Source organism: Chitinibacter sp. SCUT-21, from assembly GCA_041874755.1.
Taxonomy (GTDB): domain Bacteria; phylum Pseudomonadota; class Gammaproteobacteria; order Burkholderiales; family Chitinibacteraceae; genus Chitinibacter.
Genome location: CP102611.1, coordinates 2,002,708 through 2,021,194 on the forward strand (window position 1 = coordinate 2,002,708; position 18,487 = coordinate 2,021,194).

Genomic DNA, 18,487 nt, shown 5'->3' on the forward strand with positions numbered 1-18,487 from the left:
CACACTGACTCAACTCAACATTTAGCGCGAAGCATGTCAAAGGTATACATCAGCAAATTAACCCTGCCAAGGCTCGGAAACAGATACCCCGCTCACAAAAGCCGCCATTTGCTGCTGACTGTGTTCAGCCTGCGCTTTTATCCAGCTCATAAAATGGTGCAATTTCACGCTACCATCGAGCCGCGGCGGCCACACCAGCCAATATCGATTCGGGTGCGGCGCAAACACCCCGCCAACCGCGACCAATTCACCCGCCAGCAGCGCATCAAACACTATCGATAGCCGCGTCAGCGCCACGCCTTGCCCCAAGCGCACCGCCTGCATCGCCAGATTATTGTCATTGCAAAACAGTGCAAAATTAGGCGACCAATCGCCCAAATCAGCCGCTTTGCTCCAGCTGCTCCATTTTTCCAGCGTGCCAATAATGCGCGCATCTTTGACCTCGGCCGCAGTTTTCGGTGCTTTGGGATCATTGCTGGCGGCGACCACCAGCAGCATGTCGTCCATTAAGAGCTCAGACTTTAAGCCTTCCCAATCACCAGCGCCCATCCGAATTGCTAAATCAAGCTGGCCAGAGCTGAGATCGTCAAAACCTAAGTTGGCCCGAATATCGAGCTTGTACTGCGGAAAATGCGCCTGAAAATCGGGCAAACGCGCAATCAACCAGCCCAAACCAAACGAGGGCATGGTGGTGATTTTAATTTCATTCGGCTTAGGCCGCGCCCGCACCATGCGCGTCGCCTCGGCCATATCGCCCAAGGCCATGCGAATTTGCAGCGCGTAATGACGGCCATCTTCAGTCAGCACCAGCTTGCGCCCGCTGCGCTCAAACAAGGGCAGACCCAAATAGTCTTCCAAAGCGTGCAACTGATGGCTAATCGCGCTGTGCGTCACCGAGAGCGCATCTGCAGCTTTAACCACGCTGCCCAGCCGCGCAACCGCTTCGAATGCCCGCAAAGCGGGTAAGGGTGGTAAGGGATTCATCAGCTTCTTATGTTAAAAAAATTCACATTTCTAGATAAAAATCGTCAGTAATCACAGTCTAAATATTCGTTATAGTGAATGCAAATGACATGGGAGAAAACGATGAACACGAATACCTTACAACTTTATGTGGATCACCAGTTTCTCAGCCCGTACGCGCTGTCGGCGTTTGTGGCGCTGCAGGTCAAGCAAATCCCATTCACACTCCATACGCTCAATCTGGCGGCTGGCGAACATCAACAAGCTGCTTTTGCCCATGATTCACTGTCTGCACGCGTGCCGATGTTACAGCATGGCGATTTTTGCCTGAGCGAGTCGAGCGCGATTGCCGAATATTTGGATGAAAATTGGCCTGGCGCCGCCTTATATCCGCGTGATCCGCAACAAAAAGCGCGGGCACGACAAATTCAGGCTTGGTTGCGCAGTGATTTAATGCCCATCCGTAACGAGCGCTCGACCGAAGTCGTTTTTATTCAGCCCAGCACTCAGCCTTTGAGTAACAGCGCGCAGCAAGCCGCCGCCAAATTATTTGCCGCCGCCGAACAATTAATCGACGAGGCAGGCGGGCCGCTGTTTGGGCAATGGTGTATTGCCGATGTTGACTTAGCCTTGATGCTCAAGCGCCTGATCAATAATGGTGACGCCGTACCAGAAAAATTAGCTCGCTACGCCGCACAACAATGGCAACACCCAGCGATTGCGCTGTGGTTACAACAGCAGCGCGGAGGATAAGCGCATGGAACGCTATTTACGTTTGCAATTACACGCCGATGAATTACTCCTGGCCCGCTTGGGGCGCGATGCACAGCTCAGCTGCGAAAGCGGCCAGCTCTGGTTAGCGAGCAACCGCAATAACAAAGATATTGTGCTGAATGCCGGTGAGCAGCATGCGATTGGCGCGGGACATGTACTGATCGAAGGGCAGGGCGAATTGCGCTTTTCGGGCGAAGAACTCGATATTCGCCCCTATTATCAATCCTTAATGCGGAATCAACGCTGATGTTGCAACTGTATATTGGTTATCAAAATTACTCCTCATGGTCGCTGCGCCCATGGTTGTTGCTCAAGCATTTCAATATCCCATTTGAACAAACCGTGGTGCCCGTGGATGGCAAAGGCATTAAAGCCAGCCATCGCATGTATTCCGATAATGGTCTAGTCCCTTGCCTGCACGACAATCACTTTAGGGTATGGGACTCTATGGCAATCTGCGAATATCTTGCAGAGCAATACCCGCAGATGTGGCCTAGCCATGTAGCACTGCGGGCGCGCGCACGCAGCATTTGCGCTGAAATGCATTCCGGCTTTGGCGCGCTGCGCAGCCAATTGCCGATGAATATCCGCCTGCGCGCTAAGGGGAAAGAAAATACTCCCGAAGTCGCCGCCGATTTAACGCGCATTTTTGCCATTTGGCGCAATGCCCGCGAGTTCGCGGCCAAGCTCAACGTCGCCGGCGATTATTTATTTGGTCAGTTTTCCATCGCCGACGCGATGTTTGCGCCAGTGATTTGGCGACTTTTCTGCTATGGCGTTGCGCTGCCAAGCGATATTCAAAACTATGTGACAACCATGTTGGCACACCCAGCAATGCAGGAATGGGAAGCGGCGGCCTTCGCGGAGGAAAGCACATTACCGCACGACACGTTGATCAACATATTCGGTGGGGCACGCGTATGAGCCAATGGCATCTGGCCCAATTGAATATCGGCCGCGCCATCGCCCCGCTGGACGACCCGCTGATGCACGGCTTTACCAGCCAGCTCGATGCCATCAACCAACTGGCCGAACAAAGCCAGGGCTTTGTTTGGCGCTTGCAAAGCGACTCGGGCAACGCCACGGATATCGCGTATGATGCCGATCCATTATTGATAGCCAATTTATCGGTGTGGGAATCGGTCGAGGCGCTACAGCAATATGTGTATTCCGGCGCGCATCTGGCCAGCCTCAAACAGCGCCGCGCTTGGTTTAGCAAAATTGACGGGCCTTCGCTGGTGCTGTGGTGGATTCCGGCAGGGCATCAACCTAGCTTGAGCGAAGCCAACGCGGCGTTGGATTTACTGCGGCTCAACGGCCCGAGCAGCCTGGCATTTACTTTTGCTCAGCCTTTTCCAATGCCAGCAAACACCGAAATACCATGCCGGGTATAAGGATTAAAGCTAGTCAATAATTGATATAAAACTGAATACCCTTCGACTCCAGCAAGGGGGCGCTGAAAACTAGATTAACAATGGTTAATCCGGGCTTCAGCGTTTTGCAATCTAGATTTGCGCATAATGACCTGCATCCACTCAGCACAGCGCTGAATGGCATATGGACAAAACTCGGAGTCTTTGAAATGAAATTGGTAAAACACGTTGTATTGGCACTGGCTTTGGCTGGCTTCGGCACTGCGGCTTTTGCAGCTACACCAGCAAAACACAAAGCTTCACACGTAGCATCTAAAGCTTCAACTGCACAAAAAGCGCAAGCTAAAAAAGCTTCTCACGTAGCTTCTAAAGCCTCAACTGCACAAAAAGCACAAGCTAAAAAAGCTTCTCACGCAGCTTCTAAAGCCTCTACTGCACAAAAAGCACAAGCTAAAAAAGCATCGCACGTAGCATCTAAAGCTTCTACCGCGCAAAAAGCACAAGCCAAAAAAGCCTCCGCCGCTGCATCAAAAGCTTCAGCCGCTAAATAACCCTATCTCCTCCTCAGGGTGTGTTGAATGCCTTGCTGAGAGATCGGCAAGGCATTTTTTTCTGGAGCATTTATGTTGATTTCTGCGACACTAGCCCTCGCAGTTGCAACGGCCGCCACGCCCGTTGCCGAACGCGATCAACTGCGCCAATCCGAGCATATGTATTGGCGTGCCATTAACGCCACCCAATTTGATTTATGGTTGGGTAAAGAAGAAGCATGGCGCCTTACCGTCAGCGCGCTATGCCCAGCCTGGCCTAGCACGCATCTCACGCTCATAACCCAACAAGGCCACCTCAAACGTCAACAAGAAATCATTGCCAAAGCAAGTGCGCAATGTCGGCTTTTACGCATTGAACCCTTGCCCAGCAATGCCGACCACACTTTGCCAATACAAAAAGTGATTACAGTTGATGCTGCCAAATTAAAAGGCAACAATAAGCACTAAACCCGCCCCAGAGATCAGCGCGATGCGAATTCTATTGCTCGAAGACCAATTACAGCAGGCCCAATATACGATTAAAGCACTGCAAGAAGGTGGCCATACGGTGGACCACGCTGCAGAGGGAAGAACCGGGCTTTTCATGGCCACCACAGAAAAATACGATGCGTTGGTGCTAGATCGGATGCTGCCCTTGGTCGATGGGCTCACCATTTTGCGCACGCTGCGTGCCTCGGAGATTCATACCCCAGTGTTAATGTTATCGGCACTGGGTGAACCAGAAGATCGTGTAGATGGTCTGCGCGCGGGTGCGGATGATTATTTGGCCAAACCGTTTCACAGCGCTGAATTATTGGCACGGCTAGAAGTTATTACCCGTCGCATACCCAGCAGTAATAACGCCAACAACGCTAATTTACAAGTTGCCGATCTGGAGCTAGATCGCCTCGCGCGCACCGTGCGCCGCGATGGCAAACTCATTGATTTACAACCACGCGAATATCAATTGCTCGAATATCTGATGCGCCACGCTGGCCAAGTGGTCACGCGCACCATGCTGCTGGAAGGCGTGTGGAATTACCATTTCGACCCCAATACCAATGTGATCGACGTACACATCAGTAAATTGCGCGCCAAAATCGATGCAGCAGGCCAAAAACCGCTACTGCACACTGTACGTGGTGCGGGTTATCGCATGGCCGAGCTATGAACTTTGTGGGCCTTGCTCGTGCTTGGCGCAGCCCGTTTACCCGCTGGGCCGTTGCCTTGCCGGTGTTGATGTGTATTGTCGTCACCTTTTTTGGCTCACTAGCATTTAAAGAAACCCAACAAGCATTGATTGGTGAGTTTTACACCGCGCTGCGCGAAGAAGTCGTCATTCTGGAACTTATCTACCGCGAAGACGGATTTAACGCTTTGCAATCAGCAGTTGCGTTACGCAGTAATCGACAAGAAACCCAAAGGGTGTATTTATTAACCGACGCACAAGGCCGCTATTTAGCTGGCAATTTAAGCGAATGGCCAAGTACGGTCCCCGTTAAAGATGAATCATCGGCATTGTTTGCCGATCCAGAAACCGGTGAAACCATCGCCGCCGAGGTCTTCCTGCTATTTGGTGATAATCGCCTGCTGGTTGGCCGGCGCGCCATTTACGAGCAAGTGGCGCAACATCTGATCCAAAACTATCTGGCCTTGTGCGCCGTGATGTTGCTTGCCGCATTGATTGCTGGTTTTGTGTTTTCTCGCCTGATTCAGCGCCGCCTCAATACCATCAGCCAAACCGCGCATCACATTCGCATCGGCAATGAGGATTCGCGTATTCCCTTGGCAGGCAGTCAGGATGAAATTGATGGGGTCATTGTCGAGCTGAATGCCTTGCTCGACCAACAGCACAAATTATTATCGTACGCACGGCAAACCTCATCGGCCATCGCACACGATATGCGTCAGCCTTTATCGCTGTTACGCGGCAAATTATTGGAGCTTTCCGAAAGCGAACATGACGGCCCAATCAAACACGCCGCACTGGAGCAACTCGAGCAAATTCAAGCGCTATTTTCGGCTGTTCTGCGATTAGGTCGGCTCGAATCGGGGGCGCAGGTGTTGCGCAGCGAGATGCAATCGCTCAGTACCATCGTGCACGACGTCGCTGAACTTTATCAACCACTACTGGAAGATGATGGTTTTCAAATTCGCCTCAGTGGTGGCGAAGTGAGCAAACAGGTCGATCGCGAGCTATTGTTTTCAGCGCTGTGCAATTTAATTGAAAACGTTTTGCGTTACGCTCCCGGACATGTCGATATCGCGATCAGCGAAGCAGGAATTAGCGTGCGCGACTATGGCACAGGGGTCAGTGAAGACGAGCTGGAGCGACTGATCGAGCCGTTTTACAAAACCGAAACCAGCCGCAATAGCGCTGGCCACGGTCTGGGTTTGGCGCTGGTGAAAGCGATTACCGAGCTACACGGCGGACAGCTGCAATTGAGTAATCAAAATCCTGGTTTTATGGTCAGTATTGCACTGCCATAAACGTCAACTTCAACGAAGTTGCGGTTCTCTGCTAGACTTAGCCGCAATTCATCATCTGGTTTCACGTGAAACAATGGCAGCTCCTAAATACGACGAATCCTCGGTCAAGGTTTTAAAAGGCCTTGATCCTGTCCGCCACCGCCCCGGCATGTACACGCGCACCGATAACCCTTTGCACATCTGCCAAGAGGTCATCGACAACGCCGCCGACGAGGCCTTGGGCGGCCACGCCACGCAAATTGAAGTGACGCTGTATCGCAATCAGTCGATGCGCGTAACGGATAACGGGCGCGGGATTCCGGTGGGTTTACACCCCGAAGAGGGCGTACCAACGGTGCAAGTCGTTTTCACGCAGCTGCACGCTGGCGGTAAATTCGACAAGAAAGACGGCGGCGCGTACGCGTTCTCCGGCGGTTTGCACGGCGTTGGCGTATCAGTCACCAATGCCTTGGCTACGCGGCTTGAAGTTGAAGTGCGCCGTGAAGGCCAGATCAATCAATTGGTCTTTGCCGGCGGCGAAGTGATTTCCCCGCTGACCGTATTGGGCAGCACCACGAAGAAAGACACTGGTACGCGCGTCTTCGTGCAGCCCGATGCGCAGTATTTTGATAGCCCAACGATTCCACAAGCCGAACTCGAACACCTGCTCAAATCCAAAGCCGTGCTATTGCCCGGCTTGGTGGTGATTTTGAATGTCGAGCAAGCCAATGGCGAGTTGCTCGAAAAACGCTGGTGCTACCCAGATGGCTTGCAAGGCTATTTGAACGAGCAGGTCACCGGCTACACGCAAATCGTGCCGATTTTGCAGGGCGAGAAATACATTGAAGGCGAAGACGACACCTTCAGCCGCGGCGAAGGCTGCGCGTGGGCGCTAACGTGGACCGAAGATGGCCTCGTTAACCGCGAATCGTACGTCAATCTGATTCCAACGCCAGCAGGTGGCACGCACGAAAGCGGCTTGCGCGATGGCGTGTTCCAAGTTGTGAAAACCTTTATCGATTTTCACAACCTGTTGCCCAAGGGCGTGAAACTACTGCCAGAAGACTTGTTCAGCCGTTGCTCGTTTGTGCTCTCGGCCAAAGTGCTCGACCCGCAATTTCAAGGCCAAACCAAGGACAAACTGACCAGCCGCGACGGCCTCAAACTTGTTTCAGCGATGGTACGTGCACCGTTTGAATTGTGGCTCAATGAACACGTTGACCTCGGTAAAAAACTGGCTGAATTGGCGATTCGCGCCGCTCAATCGCGGCAGAAAAACGCGCAGAAAGTTGAAAAGAAAAAATCATCTGGCGTCGCGGTATTACCGGGCAAGCTGACCGATTGCGCATCGGATGAAACCGAGCGCTGCGAGTTGTTCCTCGTCGAGGGTGATTCGGCCGGTGGCTCGGCCAAGCTGGGTCGCGATAAAGACTTCCAAGCGATTTTGCCGCTGCGCGGTAAGGTGCTGAACACGTGGGAAGTCGATAAAGATCAGATTTTCGCCAATAACGAAGTGCACGATATGGCCGTCGCGATCGGCGTCGACCCGCACACTTTGGACAGCCCTGCCGATTTATCCGGCCTGCGCTACGGCAAAGTCATCATCATGTCCGATGCCGACGTCGATGGCTCGCACATTCAAGTGCTGCTGCTCACCTTGTTCTACCGACATTTCCCGCAGTTGATCGCGGGTGGCCACATTTACGTCGCACAACCGCCGCTGTATCGCGTTGACGTGGCGGGCAGCGGTAAAAATAAACCGCCGCGCAAATTCTACGCGCTCGACGAAGGCGAACTCACCGCCATTCTGGATAAGCTACGCGGCGAAAAAATCCGCGAAGGCGCGTGGAGCATTTCGCGCTTCAAGGGTCTAGGCGAGATGAACGCCGAACAATTGTTCGACACCACGATGAACCCCGACACCCGCCGCGTGATGCGCGTCTCGATTCCAAACGACGTCAGTACCAACACGCGCGATGTGATGAATATGCTGATGGGGAAGGGCGAAGCAAGCTCACGCCGCGCATGGCTGGAAGCGCGGGGGAATGAAGTGGAAGCGGACCTTTAATACTTAGACAGGGTATTGCCACAAGAGATTTATTCTGATTATCTTGATGGCAATACCCCTTGGTGCAATTCGCTACGCTCAGTGCACCCTACAATGAATAAAGGCAACAATGAGCCCCATCCTCCAACAAAAAATCCTCGCCGTCTGCGAGCAAAAAATCGCACAGAAAGGCGAGGGCGTGGGCTTATCGTTTTATGCTTTTTTCGCTAATAAAAACGACGACCCTGAATTATTGATGGAAGCGGCGACGTGGTGGATACAGACTCATCAACTCGATCATTTTGAAAAAGCAGTTAAAATCAAATCGCTGGTTTTGGCAGAAGTCCAGACTAACTAATATACATCGGCCGGTATTAGATCAGAACCATTTCTTAATATGGCTTTTGGCCCTATACCCAACAAGAAAATCATGCTTAAGTACTTATTTGAATTTTGCTTGGGCTTATTGATGATTTGGATTTTGGTCGGCCAAATCATACAACATCAACTCCCTGATCAAGATGAGCTGCACTGGGTGCATGGCAAAGTGTTGTCAGCCGATTGGGTAAAGCCAAAACGAGGTGATGAATATTTGAGTATTCAGCTGATTGAAAATCCGTATCGCCTTAGCAGCGTTACGACGCGTGTTGCGGATAATCCGAATGATTTTGTAAAAGATGAATTAATTAGCGTGGCAATCTACAACAATGAAGCGTGGCAAATTCAAGTGGGCGAACAGATGGTGCAAAGTTTTGACGAGACCATGCAGGCGCGAAAACAAGCGTATCGTCGGCAGCAGTATTTAACTTCACTCATGGTGGCACTATTGCTGTTATTTATGGCCAATCGCGCTAAGAATTGGTACCAAGATTCTCGTTGGCGCGTTATATAACAATAAAAATCCCGCCACTGCTGCGGGATTTTTTATTGCGGCTCGTCGAGCTTCTAAAATTAGCCAGCAATCCGATCCAAAATTGACACCATTTTGGCGCTGGTGTGCTCCATGCGATTAAGCGCGTCGAGCACCTGATTTTTTTGCCCTGCTTGCCATGCATTGACTGCGGCTGTGCCGGCTTGGTGAATTTCGTTATGCGGTGTTTCCATTTCGCGGTAGGCGGGGTGCTTGCCGACCAAGGATTGGCCTTCGCCATCATAGTACCAATGGCCAAAGCGGCATTGATGCGGATCGCTCACCACTTGCGAGCTCAATTTACTAACGCCCGATACGCTTTCGTAGACTTTGAATTTGAATAATAAATGGTCGATTTTGGCGACTTCAACAAAGCTGTGCAGCATATTTTGCGCGACTAATTCTTCCATCTCACCCGATACGGTAATCAGTAATTCCATATCGTTGGCCGCATCACGCCCCATGCTGCTGTATTGCGCAGTTTGCTCGGCCATGGCGTTCATGGTTTGTTTCACGGATTGGGTTTCTTGGCGAATTTCGCCGACCAATTGGGTGATGTCTTTGGTGGCATTGCCGGTGCGTTCCGCCAGTTTGCGCACTTCATCGGCCACCACAGCAAAGCCGCGCCCTTGCTCGCCAGCGCGGGCGGCTTCGATCGCGGCATTAAGGGCGAGCAGATTGGTTTGATCGGCGATTTCTTTAATCAATTGAACGATGCCGCTAATTTGATCCGATTGCTGATCGAGCTTGTCGACTTCGGTGACCGATTGCGCTGCGGTATTGGAAAGGGCGGTTAAGTTTTCCGCAATACTACTGATCGTTTGGCTGTTGTCGCCCGCCACACGGCTCAGTGCTGCGGCGCAGCGACGCTCTTCTTTCATTTTTTCGCTAACATGCCCAAGCGAATGCGCAGAGGCATCAAGCGTTTCGCCAAATTGGCCTAAGGATTCAAAAAGAGACTGATAGTATTTGCTATCGCCGTTATCTTGGTTTTGCAGCGTACTGATAAAGTCTTGGTCTTTACTCAGCTTGGTATTTTCTTTTTTTAGAGCTTGATTTTCTTGCTCTAGCTTGGCGATTTGCTCGTAAAGGCTCGCAATCAGCTTTTTTTGACCAAAAAACATCTCAGTCCCCTGCGCTACTTAGTAATCTAAGCAGTATAGTCAACTCAAACTAGAACTGCCTTGACTGATCCACAATAGGTGCAAAATGCAGACGATCTATTTAGCGGGGCCTGGCGTTTTTCGCCCCGATGCGCACGCATGGGGGCAAGACCTACAACAATATTGTGCCGAATTTGGTTTACGTGGGCTCTATCCACTCGATCAGGCCGCGCCAGCTGATTTAACTGCGGCGCAGGCTGCGGCTTGGATTTTCCAAGCTAATTGCGATCTGATTCGCCAATCCGATGCCATCCTTGCCGATGTACGGGCGTTTCGTAGCCGCAGCGAACCAGATAGCGGCACCGCTTTCGAAATTGGCTTTGCTCATGCACTGGGCAAACCTATTTTACTGTGGCTACCTGACCTTGAAATAGGCGCGACGATGTTAGATCGTGTGGGCTCTCATCGAGATGAAGGTGGTTTAATGGTCGAAGATTTTGGCGCGCCTCTTAACTTAATGTTGTGGCAATGCGCCAGTGCTGTGATTTATCACACACATCCCAAATTGGCGCTTCAGGAGGCCTCATTTTTCCTTATAAATTCAAGTACCTAGCATTAGCACTTAGGTGATTTCCCTAATGGTTTTCCTTACATTCTAGAGTACGATCAGTTTTTTTGTAAGAATTGCAGATTTACCAATGAAAAAATTGCTCATCGGCGCCGTTGTTATCGCAGCGGGCGCAGCTGCTGCTTGGCAGTATCTTGGCCAAAACCAGTCAAAACAAGCTTTAGCGAGCAATACTGCCAGCGGAACCGTTGCTGCAGCGCCTGAGAAAACGCTAAGAATCGCATTGGAAGGTAAATATCCACCCTTTGAATATATCGATGCGAATAACCAACTCACTGGCTTTAACGTTGATTTAGCCAACGCGCTTTGTGCTGAAATGAAGGTGAAGTGCGAATTTACTCGTTTTGATTTCGACAAACTAATCCCATCGTTGAATGAAAACAAAGCCGACGCAGTCGTTGCATCGTTATCGATCACCGAAGAGCGCGAAAAGCTGGTGCAATTTACCGATGTGTATACTCGCGTACCTGGCACGTATGTCGCTAGCAAAAAATCAAAGATCATTTGGCCAGTGATTACTGCTGAACGTATTCGTGGCGAAACCATTGGTGTCGTAGCCAAAACAACCTTTGATGATTACCTCAGCAATGAAATGGATCAAAGCAAAGTTACGATTAAACGCTTTAACAGTGCCGATGAGATGATGACAGCGCTGGAAAAAGACGAAGTAAAGCTGGTATTTGATGATAGTGCTGTGCTGGGCCACTTTTTGAAATCACCGGCCAATCAAGATCGCTTTGAAATGGTGGGCAACCGCATCGATTCCCCAAAATGGCTAGGTCGCGGCGAAGCGATTGCACTACGCAAAGATGATGTTGAACTGCGTAATCAATTTAATACCGCGTTGCAAAAATTGATTCAGAGTGGTGAACATCAGCAAATAGGTTATAAATACTTCACTTTGCGCGTGCTCTAATCACGCAAATTGTGGCTGAATCGGGGGGCTGTTTCACGTGAAACGGCCCCCTTATCATTTGTACTTGGATCAAACGCCCGATTACCCGCTAAAATAACGCCACATTTAATCGCATACCACGGAAGCCATGTCTGAAACCATAGACTTGTTAGACGACGAATCCACACCAGAGACCGCCACGCCAAGTAGCGGTGGCGGGCAGGGTGGCCGCTTTATCGAAGCACAAACCTCAGCCACGCCTGACGATGGCGAGTCGGTTCAGCTTGGCCTGTATGCGGAAAAAAGCTATCTCGAATACGCGATGAGTGTGGTCAAAAGCCGCGCCTTGCCTCAAGTCGAAGACGGGCAGAAACCGGTACAACGCCGCATTTTGTACGCGATGCACGAGCTCGGTTTAACGGCCACCGCCAAGCCAATGAAGTCGGCGCGTATCGTTGGTGACGTGCTGGGTAAATATCACCCACACGGCGACCAATCGGCGTACGACGCGTTGGTACGTATCGCGCAAGATTTCTCGCTGCGCTATCCATTGATCGATGGCCACGGTAACTTTGGTTCGCGCGACGGCGACGGTGCAGCCGCCTATCGTTACACCGAGGCGCGTTTAACGCCGGTGGCCGATTTGCTACTGGGCGAACTCGATCAAGGCACGACCGACTTTATCCCTAACTACGACGGTGCGTTTAAAGAGCCGGTCTTGCTGCCTGCACGTTTACCGATGCTGCTATTGAATGGCGCGTCGGGTATTGCCGTTGGTATGGCGACCGAGATGCCATCGCACAATTTGGGCGAAGTGGCTGACGCCAGCGTTGCCTTAATTCGCAATCCAAACCTGACCACCGCCGAATTAATGGCCTATATCCAAGGCCCGGATTTACCAGGCGGCGGGCAAATTATTTCCTCACCGCGCGATATTACCGCGGCGTATGAAAATGGCCGTGGTAGCCTGAAAGTACGCGCTCGTTGGGAAAAAGAAGACCTCGCGCGTGGCCAGTGGCAATTGATTATTACTGAATTGCCGCACGGTGCTTCGAGCCAGAAGATCCTCGAAGAAATCGAAGATCTGACCAACCCTAAGGTTAAAAAAGGCAAAAAAGCGCTCAGCCAAGAGCAAATCCAGACCAAGCAATTGATCCTCAGCGTACTCGATCGTGTGCGCGATGAATCAGGCCGTGATTGCGATGTGCGTTTGGTATTCGAGCCCAAATCGTCGCGCCAAAATCCAGACGAGCTGATGAATCTGCTGATGGCGCACACCAGCCTGGAAACCAGCTTGTCGATCAATATGGTGACGATTGGTCGCGATGGCCGTCCGGGGCAGAAAACGCTGCGCGATGTGATTGCTGAGTGGATCGACTTCCGCTTTGTCACCGTCACGCGCCGCGTTCAACACCGCCTTGGCCAAGTGAATGATCGCATCCATATTTTGGAAGGCCGCTTGCTGGTCTTGCTTAATATCGACGAAGTGATCCGCATTATCCGCAATGCCGATGATCCAAAAGCCGATTTGATGGCGGCGTTTAATTTGTCTGAGCGCCAAGCCGAAGACATATTAGAAATCCGTCTGCGCCAATTGGCACGCCTCGAAGGTATTAAGATTGAGCAAGAACTGAGCAACTTGCGCAATGAAAAAGCCGAGCTGGAAAACCTGCTGTCTAATCCACAGGCGATGCAGCGCCAAATCATTAAAGAAATCGAAGCCGATAAGAAAAAATACGCCGATCCACGCCGCACGCTGATTGAACACGCCGAACGGGCTTCGGTCGAAATCGCCGTCGTCGACGAGCCGTGCACGATTATCTTGTCGGAAAAGGGCTGGCTGCGTTCGCGCCAAGGTCATGGCCTTGATTTGCAAAATCTGACCTTTAAAGACGGCGATAGCCAACTGGCGGCGATTGAATGCCGTACCGTCGATCAACTGGCGCTGTTTGGCAGCGATGGCCGTGTGTACACGATACAAGCCTCCGTCGTACCGGGCGGACGTGGTGATGGCGTGCCGGTGACAACCTTGGTTGATCTGGTCGCGAAAACGCGTATCACGCAAATGATCGTCGCCCGCACAGGCGAATGGCTGGTGATCGCCAATTCGTCTGGCTATGGCTTTGCGTGTCAGGCCGATAATCTGATGAGCCGCCAAAAAGCGGGTAAGAGCTTTATTACGCTCGAAGGTAACGAAAGCCTGCTGCGCGTCATGCCGTTTACGCCGAGCGCCAATGCGATGGTCGCGTGTCTGTCATCTGCGGGTAAATTGCATATCTTTGCCTACAGCGAATTTAAGCAGCTTGCAGGCGGCGGTCGCGGTGTGATTACGATGGCGCTCGATGATAAAGACACATTGGCAGCGATTACCGTTTGCGATGGTGAAACGCTGAAATTATCAGGTACGGGTCGAGGCGGCGTGGCAAAAGAAATGGTGCTCGATGCCAATGAAATGGCACCGTACATCGGTAAGCGCGCCCGCAAAGGCAAGCCGATTAACGCCGGTTTGAAGTTCCCGGGGTTCTAAGATGGCGCTAAAACTGCTGGTGTTGGCGCTGATTGCGGCGATGATTTATCGCTATTACAAATCGCGCCGACAACAGGAGCAGTTTTACTATTTGAATCACTACCAATTTCCCAGCGGCATACGACGCAGATTAAGCCGCAAATATCCGCAGCTGAATGACCAGCAATGGGAATTGGTAGCGAAAGCAATGCGGCAATATTTCCGCCTACATCGCCACAGCAAACGTGCCACACTGGCGATGCCTTCGCGCGTTGTTGATGATTTCTGGCACGAATTTATTTTGCACACCGCGGTGTACCAAGAGTTCTGCCAAAAAGCTTTGGGCCGCTTTATTCATCACACGCCGGCAGAAAGCACCGTGCAAAGCAAATCAGTACGCAGAACATGGGTGCTCTCTTGCCGCGACGAAGGAATAAAAGCTGGGCAATTTGCCACCATGCCTTTGTTGTTTACGATCGATCAGCAATTACACATTACTGATGGTTTTGTGTTTAAGGCCAGCGATTTTTACAGTCTAACCAACGAGAAGAATTCATCCAGCTGCAGTGGCAGCAGCTGCGGATCAGGCTCTTCGTGCAGCAGCAACGATTGTAATGACAGTAGCTGTAGCAGTTGTAGTAGCTGCGGCGGCGGTGGTGGAGACTAAAATGCATTTACCCGAACATTTACAAACTATCTGGCTGCAATTAGGTATCGCGCCGGAAGTGCTGCAGCAAAAATCTTTATGCGTTTTTGATGAAGCGAACGAACTCGTAGACGTTGAAACCGCCGCTGATGGTCGAGTGTGGCAGCTAGTTCCAGCTGCGGCGCAAGCTTGGCAAGCGATGCAAACTGCTGCCTTAGCCGATGGCATTGAGCTAAAAATCGCATCCGCGTACCGCGCCAGCTCGCGCCAAGTAGAGCTGATTGAGCGCAAATTGAGCATGGGGCAAACCATTGATGACATCTTGCAAGTACTCGCCCCCCCTGGTTGCAGTGAGCATCATACAGGCCGCGCGATTGATATTTTCCAGCCGGGCGGCCCGATTGTTGAAGAAAGCTTTGAATTAACAAGCGCTTTTAGCTGGCTCAATCACAATGCGGCGCGCTTTGGTTTTCGCTTATCTTTTCCACGCAACAACCCCTTTGGCTATGTGTATGAGCCATGGCATTGGTGCTGGCACCCTGCGTGATACTTTTTTCCTAGGAAAAAAGTATTAGGGTTTACTCGGTACTTCATTTTTTAGCGAATGGGACGATATTGGCTTTAAGGGAATAGAAAAACTGCATCTGCAGCACACCCTAAAGAAGCTCATCATGACCTACGCTATCCACCCCGTTTGGGCCACCACCCAAAAACCCGAATCTTTGCGCTATGGACTGTATCAAGTGAGTAGCCATGGCGAAGTAGAAATTGCGCGCGCAAATCGACTTGAATCGATAGAAAGCCTGCGTCAGCACTTACTAAGTCATCAAAAAGGCAAATAATCTGTAAGTGTAGCGATTTTGACTACAATTCGCTGCGCTCAAGCACTAAGCCATAACTCATTGAAGCTGCATTGATTTTGGTGAAATAACTCACAATGCATATTGATTATGCTTACAACTTCCATCCTATGCATTTATCTTATCTACAACACCCAGTTGTCGGACCCTGCATAAAAATAAGTGTTTTCCCGAACAAAAAGCCTTAAACATCAACAATATTTACATTTAATTAATGTGTAATTTACTTTTTACTTTCTTTTTTATTTCTAGTAGTAAGTTTATATTTGAGTACAGTGAGTTATTTCATTGACAATACCCAGGTTAATTTTGACTAAAAAAGTCAGAAAATCAGGGGAAAGAATGAAGAATAAACTGAAATTGGCCGCAATCGCGGCCTTTGTTATTGGGGCTTTACCTAGCGTAGCTAGTGCCGCCTCATGCGCCGCAACTTGGCAAGCAACTAAAGCCTATGTGGCAGGAAATACGGTGAATTATCAGGGTAAAGATTACCGTGCCAAATGGTGGACTCAAGGTGAAGACCCCGCGAATAATGCAATCGCTGGAAAACCATGGGAAGTCATCGCAATTTGCTCACCCACAGCAAGCAGTCCAATACCTACCCCAAGTGTAACGCCAACAATCAAGCCAACCATTGCCCCTACGGCAATACCCAATAGCCCGATTCCTAGCTCTAAGCCAAGCGCCAGCCCAAGCCCAGCGCCAACGAATACGTCGAGCCCAACTAGCACACCAAATCCAACGCTTATTCCAACCCCCACAAGCACAGCAACGCCAAATAGCGCTAGCTGCAATCCAATATGGAGCAGCAGTGCGACTTACACAGCGGGCCAAAAAGTCACACATCAAGGAATCAACTATCAAGCCAAATGGTGGACACAAGGCAATGATCCTGCAACTAACTCAGGTGATGCACAGCCATGGCAAAAGCTCGGCACATGCGGAAATGCCGTGACGCCAAGCCCTTCGAGTAACCCAAGTACACCCGTACCATCGACACCAACACCAGCTCCGATCACAACACCAGCCGTTCCCCCAGCCAATAGCGGGCTCGATCACTTAGTGATCAATGAAATTGCAAGCGATGCTTATTCACAAGGTAGCTGGTTTGAAATTTATAACCCAACGTCGCAAAGTATTTCACTGAATGACATCAGCGCGCGGATTCAAAGCAAAACACAAAATAGCGCAAATCTTTACCCGCTTAGCGGCGTCATTGAAGCGAATTCTTACCTAGTCATCGCCGCCAATACCGAAGCCGTGGCGCCGAAAAAAACCAATCAGATCCAATACATCGGTAATTATCAAGATTGGCCAGTTTGGGGTAATGACAATGGCGCGATTGAATTGGTACGCAATGGGCAAACCATTGATTTTGTGCGCTTTGGCAATAACAACACCTCACCATTGACGGCCAATGCTTGGCTAGGTGGTGCAGCACCAGCACTCACTGGCACTGCCAATTACGCCTTGGTGCGCTACTACACCCAAACCAGCGATAACAATACCGCCGCAGATTGGCGCATCGTGCCGTTTGGTACACCAGCGGGTCGCAATGACGTCGATAGTAATGCTAGCGATGAAGACAAAGACGGAATCCCAACGAGCGCCAAAAAGCCCGGTGGTACTTACGCGGGATTAGATTTATACGCGATGGGTGCGCGCGCAGGTCGGCCGACGATTTTAGTGCATATTGATTGGATGCAAACTGCGACCGATGAAGGCATCAAGCCGCGTAAAGAAGCACTGCAAATGGTGCGCGAAGCCTTTAACCGCAAGGGCATTGATCTACTGTTTGACGCGGGCCAACTGCACAGCCCAAGCTTTAACCCGGCCGATTTTAACCTCGGCGGCGGGCAGGAAGTACCATTTGCGCGCTGCGTAACACTGTATAAAAACAATGATTGCGCCGACGTGATGGCCTACAAACAAAGCAGTATGGATGTACGCCGCCGCTTGATCTTTCACTATATGTTGATGGGATCAACGCAAAACACCAATGGTTATGGCGGCTCGTCGGGGCTAGCCGAAATTAATGGTAATGATCTATTAGTGAGCCTAGGTTTCTGGGGCCTCAATAGCAGCAGCGCCAGCAATCTGTACACGCTGATCAATTACCAAGCGGGTACGATCATGCATGAGCTAGGACACAATTTGGGCTTGCAACATGGCGGGAATGAGGCAACAAACGACAAAACCAATTATTTGAGCGTGATGAATTACCTGTATCAACTCAACGGTGTGCCTAGTGATGCAAAAGGGCAAAGTATGAGTGAGCGGATTTATTACAATCTGAACAATCGCGGCAAAGCAACGCCTGGCCGTGCCGCGAACAGTTATGGGGTCTGCGATTTGCTGGATGGGCCTTGCGGCAATCGCTTTGTGATTGATTATTCCAATGGCAGCAGTGCACCACTGAATGAAAGTGCGCTGAACGAAGCGAGCCTCGTCGGTCGTGGCACCAGCGGCGGCGCTTTTGCCGATTGGAACACCAATGGGTTTATCGATCAGCAAGTTGCCTTTGATATTAATAATGATGGCAGCACGCAAACTGCTCTAAGTGATTATGATGATTGGGGCAAAATTCAATTGTCGTTTAATGGTGGAATGGTGAGCGTATTTGGATCGAGCATCGCTGCAGAGCAGAATTCAAAAATGAATCGTTCACTCAAAGACGAGCAATTAGAAACTGCGCTAGAAAATCCACCACCGGCACATATGCTGCCGATCAACCAACGCTAACAAGCCTGAAGCCGCAGAAATGCGGCTTCTTTCATGAATGA

The 18,487-nt window shown here is 50.7% G+C and carries 20 protein-coding genes and 1 pseudogene; 18 read left to right on the forward strand and 3 right to left on the reverse strand.

Annotation, left to right across the window (positions count from 1 at the left end):
- Positions 1 to 57: 57 nt before the first annotated feature.
- Positions 58 to 984, reverse strand: a complete 927-nt coding sequence (locus tag NT239_09410) for a LysR substrate-binding domain-containing protein (protein XGA70016.1) — start codon at positions 982 to 984, stop codon at positions 58 to 60.
- A gap of 102 nt (positions 985 to 1,086) precedes the next feature.
- Here NT239_09410 and yfcF point away from each other — a divergent pair, with 102 nt between their 5' ends.
- The 11 genes from yfcF to NT239_09465 all read left to right on the forward strand — a co-directional run bounded on the left by yfcF (position 1,087) and on the right by NT239_09465 (position 9,048).
- A complete protein-coding gene (yfcF, locus tag NT239_09415; GenBank protein XGA70017.1) occupies positions 1,087 to 1,716 on the forward strand; it encodes a glutathione transferase in 630 nt (209 codons plus the stop codon).
- 4 nt (positions 1,717 to 1,720) lie between these two features.
- Entirely contained in the window at positions 1,721 to 1,984 is a 264-nt protein-coding gene (locus NT239_09420; GenBank protein XGA70018.1) for a DUF2917 domain-containing protein, read from the forward strand.
- On the forward strand, positions 1,984 to 2,661 hold the full coding sequence (locus NT239_09425; GenBank protein ID XGA70019.1) for a glutathione S-transferase family protein: 678 nt from the start codon (positions 1,984 to 1,986) through the stop codon (positions 2,659 to 2,661). Before NT239_09420 ends, NT239_09425 begins: the two co-directional genes overlap by 1 nt.
- Positions 2,658 to 3,131, forward strand: coding sequence for a DUF3291 domain-containing protein (locus NT239_09430; GenBank protein ID XGA70020.1), 474 nt, complete (start codon positions 2,658 to 2,660; stop codon positions 3,129 to 3,131). Before NT239_09425 ends, NT239_09430 begins: the two co-directional genes overlap by 4 nt.
- A gap of 188 nt (positions 3,132 to 3,319) precedes the next feature.
- On the forward strand, positions 3,320 to 3,661 hold the full coding sequence (locus NT239_09435) for a hypothetical protein (protein XGA70021.1): 342 nt from the start codon (positions 3,320 to 3,322) through the stop codon (positions 3,659 to 3,661).
- Between the two features lie 72 nt (positions 3,662 to 3,733).
- Positions 3,734 to 4,108, forward strand: coding sequence for a hypothetical protein (locus NT239_09440; protein ID XGA70022.1), 375 nt, complete (start codon positions 3,734 to 3,736; stop codon positions 4,106 to 4,108).
- Between the two features lie 22 nt (positions 4,109 to 4,130).
- On the forward strand, positions 4,131 to 4,811 hold the full coding sequence (locus tag NT239_09445; protein XGA70023.1) for a response regulator transcription factor: 681 nt from the start codon (positions 4,131 to 4,133) through the stop codon (positions 4,809 to 4,811).
- On the forward strand, positions 4,808 to 6,130 hold the full coding sequence (locus NT239_09450) for a HAMP domain-containing histidine kinase (protein ID XGA70024.1): 1,323 nt from the start codon (positions 4,808 to 4,810) through the stop codon (positions 6,128 to 6,130). Before NT239_09445 ends, NT239_09450 begins: the two co-directional genes overlap by 4 nt.
- A 73-nt stretch (positions 6,131 to 6,203) precedes the next feature.
- Positions 6,204 to 8,177 (forward strand): DNA topoisomerase IV subunit B, encoded by a 1,974-nt coding sequence (gene parE / locus NT239_09455; GenBank protein ID XGA70025.1) that lies wholly within the window; start codon positions 6,204 to 6,206, stop codon positions 8,175 to 8,177.
- Between the two features lie 109 nt (positions 8,178 to 8,286).
- Complete coding sequence (locus NT239_09460) at positions 8,287 to 8,514, forward strand: DUF6500 family protein (GenBank protein ID XGA70026.1); 228 nt, start codon at positions 8,287 to 8,289, stop codon at positions 8,512 to 8,514.
- A gap of 72 nt (positions 8,515 to 8,586) precedes the next feature.
- A complete protein-coding gene (locus tag NT239_09465; GenBank protein ID XGA70027.1) occupies positions 8,587 to 9,048 on the forward strand; it encodes a hypothetical protein in 462 nt (153 codons plus the stop codon).
- A gap of 59 nt (positions 9,049 to 9,107) precedes the next feature.
- Here NT239_09465 and NT239_09470 read toward each other — a convergent pair whose 3' ends face one another.
- Together NT239_09470 and NT239_09475 are read right to left on the reverse strand one after the other, a co-directional pair.
- Complete coding sequence (locus NT239_09470) at positions 9,108 to 9,452, reverse strand: CZB domain-containing protein (GenBank protein ID XGA72793.1); 345 nt, start codon at positions 9,450 to 9,452, stop codon at positions 9,108 to 9,110.
- A gap of 18 nt (positions 9,453 to 9,470) precedes the next feature.
- Positions 9,471 to 9,866, reverse strand: a pseudogene (locus NT239_09475) (methyl-accepting chemotaxis protein).
- Positions 9,867 to 10,275: 409 nt separating this feature from the next.
- Here NT239_09475 and NT239_09480 point away from each other — a divergent pair.
- The 7 genes from NT239_09480 to NT239_09510 all read left to right on the forward strand — a co-directional run bounded on the left by NT239_09480 (position 10,276) and on the right by NT239_09510 (position 18,446).
- Positions 10,276 to 10,782, forward strand: coding sequence for a nucleoside 2-deoxyribosyltransferase (locus NT239_09480; protein ID XGA70028.1), 507 nt, complete (start codon positions 10,276 to 10,278; stop codon positions 10,780 to 10,782).
- An 85-nt stretch (positions 10,783 to 10,867) separates the two neighbouring features.
- Positions 10,868 to 11,713, forward strand: coding sequence for a transporter substrate-binding domain-containing protein (locus NT239_09485; GenBank protein XGA70029.1), 846 nt, complete (start codon positions 10,868 to 10,870; stop codon positions 11,711 to 11,713).
- A gap of 127 nt (positions 11,714 to 11,840) precedes the next feature.
- Positions 11,841 to 14,219 carry a DNA topoisomerase IV subunit A gene (gene parC / locus NT239_09490; GenBank protein ID XGA70030.1) on the forward strand — a complete coding sequence of 793 codons (2,379 nt, stop codon included), beginning with the start codon at positions 11,841 to 11,843 and terminating at the stop codon, positions 14,217 to 14,219.
- Position 14,220: 1 nt separating this feature from the next.
- Positions 14,221 to 14,865, forward strand: a complete 645-nt coding sequence (locus NT239_09495) for a hypothetical protein (GenBank protein XGA70031.1) — start codon at positions 14,221 to 14,223, stop codon at positions 14,863 to 14,865.
- A 1-nt stretch (position 14,866) separates the two neighbouring features.
- A complete protein-coding gene (locus tag NT239_09500; protein ID XGA70032.1) occupies positions 14,867 to 15,391 on the forward strand; it encodes a M15 family metallopeptidase in 525 nt (174 codons plus the stop codon).
- Between the two features lie 124 nt (positions 15,392 to 15,515).
- Positions 15,516 to 15,686 carry a hypothetical protein gene (locus NT239_09505; protein ID XGA70033.1) on the forward strand — a complete coding sequence of 57 codons (171 nt, stop codon included), beginning with the start codon at positions 15,516 to 15,518 and terminating at the stop codon, positions 15,684 to 15,686.
- Positions 15,687 to 16,046: 360 nt separating this feature from the next.
- On the forward strand, positions 16,047 to 18,446 hold the full coding sequence (locus NT239_09510) for a carbohydrate-binding protein (protein ID XGA70034.1): 2,400 nt from the start codon (positions 16,047 to 16,049) through the stop codon (positions 18,444 to 18,446).
- Positions 18,447 to 18,487: the final 41 nt, after the last annotated feature.

Coding starts and splice junctions, on each gene's coding strand:
- parE (XGA70025.1), top strand. CDS start 6,204: ATGGCAGCTCCTAAATACGACGAATCCTCGGTCAAGGTTTTAAAAGGC.
- parC (XGA70030.1), top strand. CDS start 11,841: ATGTCTGAAACCATAGACTTGTTAGACGACGAATCCACACCAGAGACC.
- yfcF (XGA70017.1), top strand. CDS start 1,087: ATGAACACGAATACCTTACAACTTTATGTGGATCACCAGTTTCTCAGC.
- NT239_09485 (XGA70029.1), top strand. CDS start 10,868: ATGAAAAAATTGCTCATCGGCGCCGTTGTTATCGCAGCGGGCGCAGCT.
- NT239_09470 (XGA72793.1), bottom strand. CDS start 9,452: ATGCTGCACAGCTTTGTTGAAGTCGCCAAAATCGACCATTTATTATTC.
- NT239_09480 (XGA70028.1), top strand. CDS start 10,276: ATGCAGACGATCTATTTAGCGGGGCCTGGCGTTTTTCGCCCCGATGCG.
- NT239_09420 (XGA70018.1), top strand. CDS start 1,721: ATGGAACGCTATTTACGTTTGCAATTACACGCCGATGAATTACTCCTG.
- NT239_09495 (XGA70031.1), top strand. CDS start 14,221: ATGGCGCTAAAACTGCTGGTGTTGGCGCTGATTGCGGCGATGATTTAT.
- NT239_09410 (XGA70016.1), bottom strand. CDS start 984: ATGAATCCCTTACCACCCTTACCCGCTTTGCGGGCATTCGAAGCGGTT.
- NT239_09435 (XGA70021.1), top strand. CDS start 3,320: ATGAAATTGGTAAAACACGTTGTATTGGCACTGGCTTTGGCTGGCTTC.
- NT239_09460 (XGA70026.1), top strand. CDS start 8,287: ATGAGCCCCATCCTCCAACAAAAAATCCTCGCCGTCTGCGAGCAAAAA.
- NT239_09500 (XGA70032.1), top strand. CDS start 14,867: ATGCATTTACCCGAACATTTACAAACTATCTGGCTGCAATTAGGTATC.
- NT239_09450 (XGA70024.1), top strand. CDS start 4,808: ATGAACTTTGTGGGCCTTGCTCGTGCTTGGCGCAGCCCGTTTACCCGC.
- NT239_09505 (XGA70033.1), top strand. CDS start 15,516: ATGACCTACGCTATCCACCCCGTTTGGGCCACCACCCAAAAACCCGAA.
- NT239_09510 (XGA70034.1), top strand. CDS start 16,047: ATGAAGAATAAACTGAAATTGGCCGCAATCGCGGCCTTTGTTATTGGG.
- NT239_09440 (XGA70022.1), top strand. CDS start 3,734: ATGTTGATTTCTGCGACACTAGCCCTCGCAGTTGCAACGGCCGCCACG.
- NT239_09430 (XGA70020.1), top strand. CDS start 2,658: ATGAGCCAATGGCATCTGGCCCAATTGAATATCGGCCGCGCCATCGCC.
- NT239_09445 (XGA70023.1), top strand. CDS start 4,131: ATGCGAATTCTATTGCTCGAAGACCAATTACAGCAGGCCCAATATACG.
- NT239_09425 (XGA70019.1), top strand. CDS start 1,984: ATGTTGCAACTGTATATTGGTTATCAAAATTACTCCTCATGGTCGCTG.
- NT239_09465 (XGA70027.1), top strand. CDS start 8,587: ATGCTTAAGTACTTATTTGAATTTTGCTTGGGCTTATTGATGATTTGG.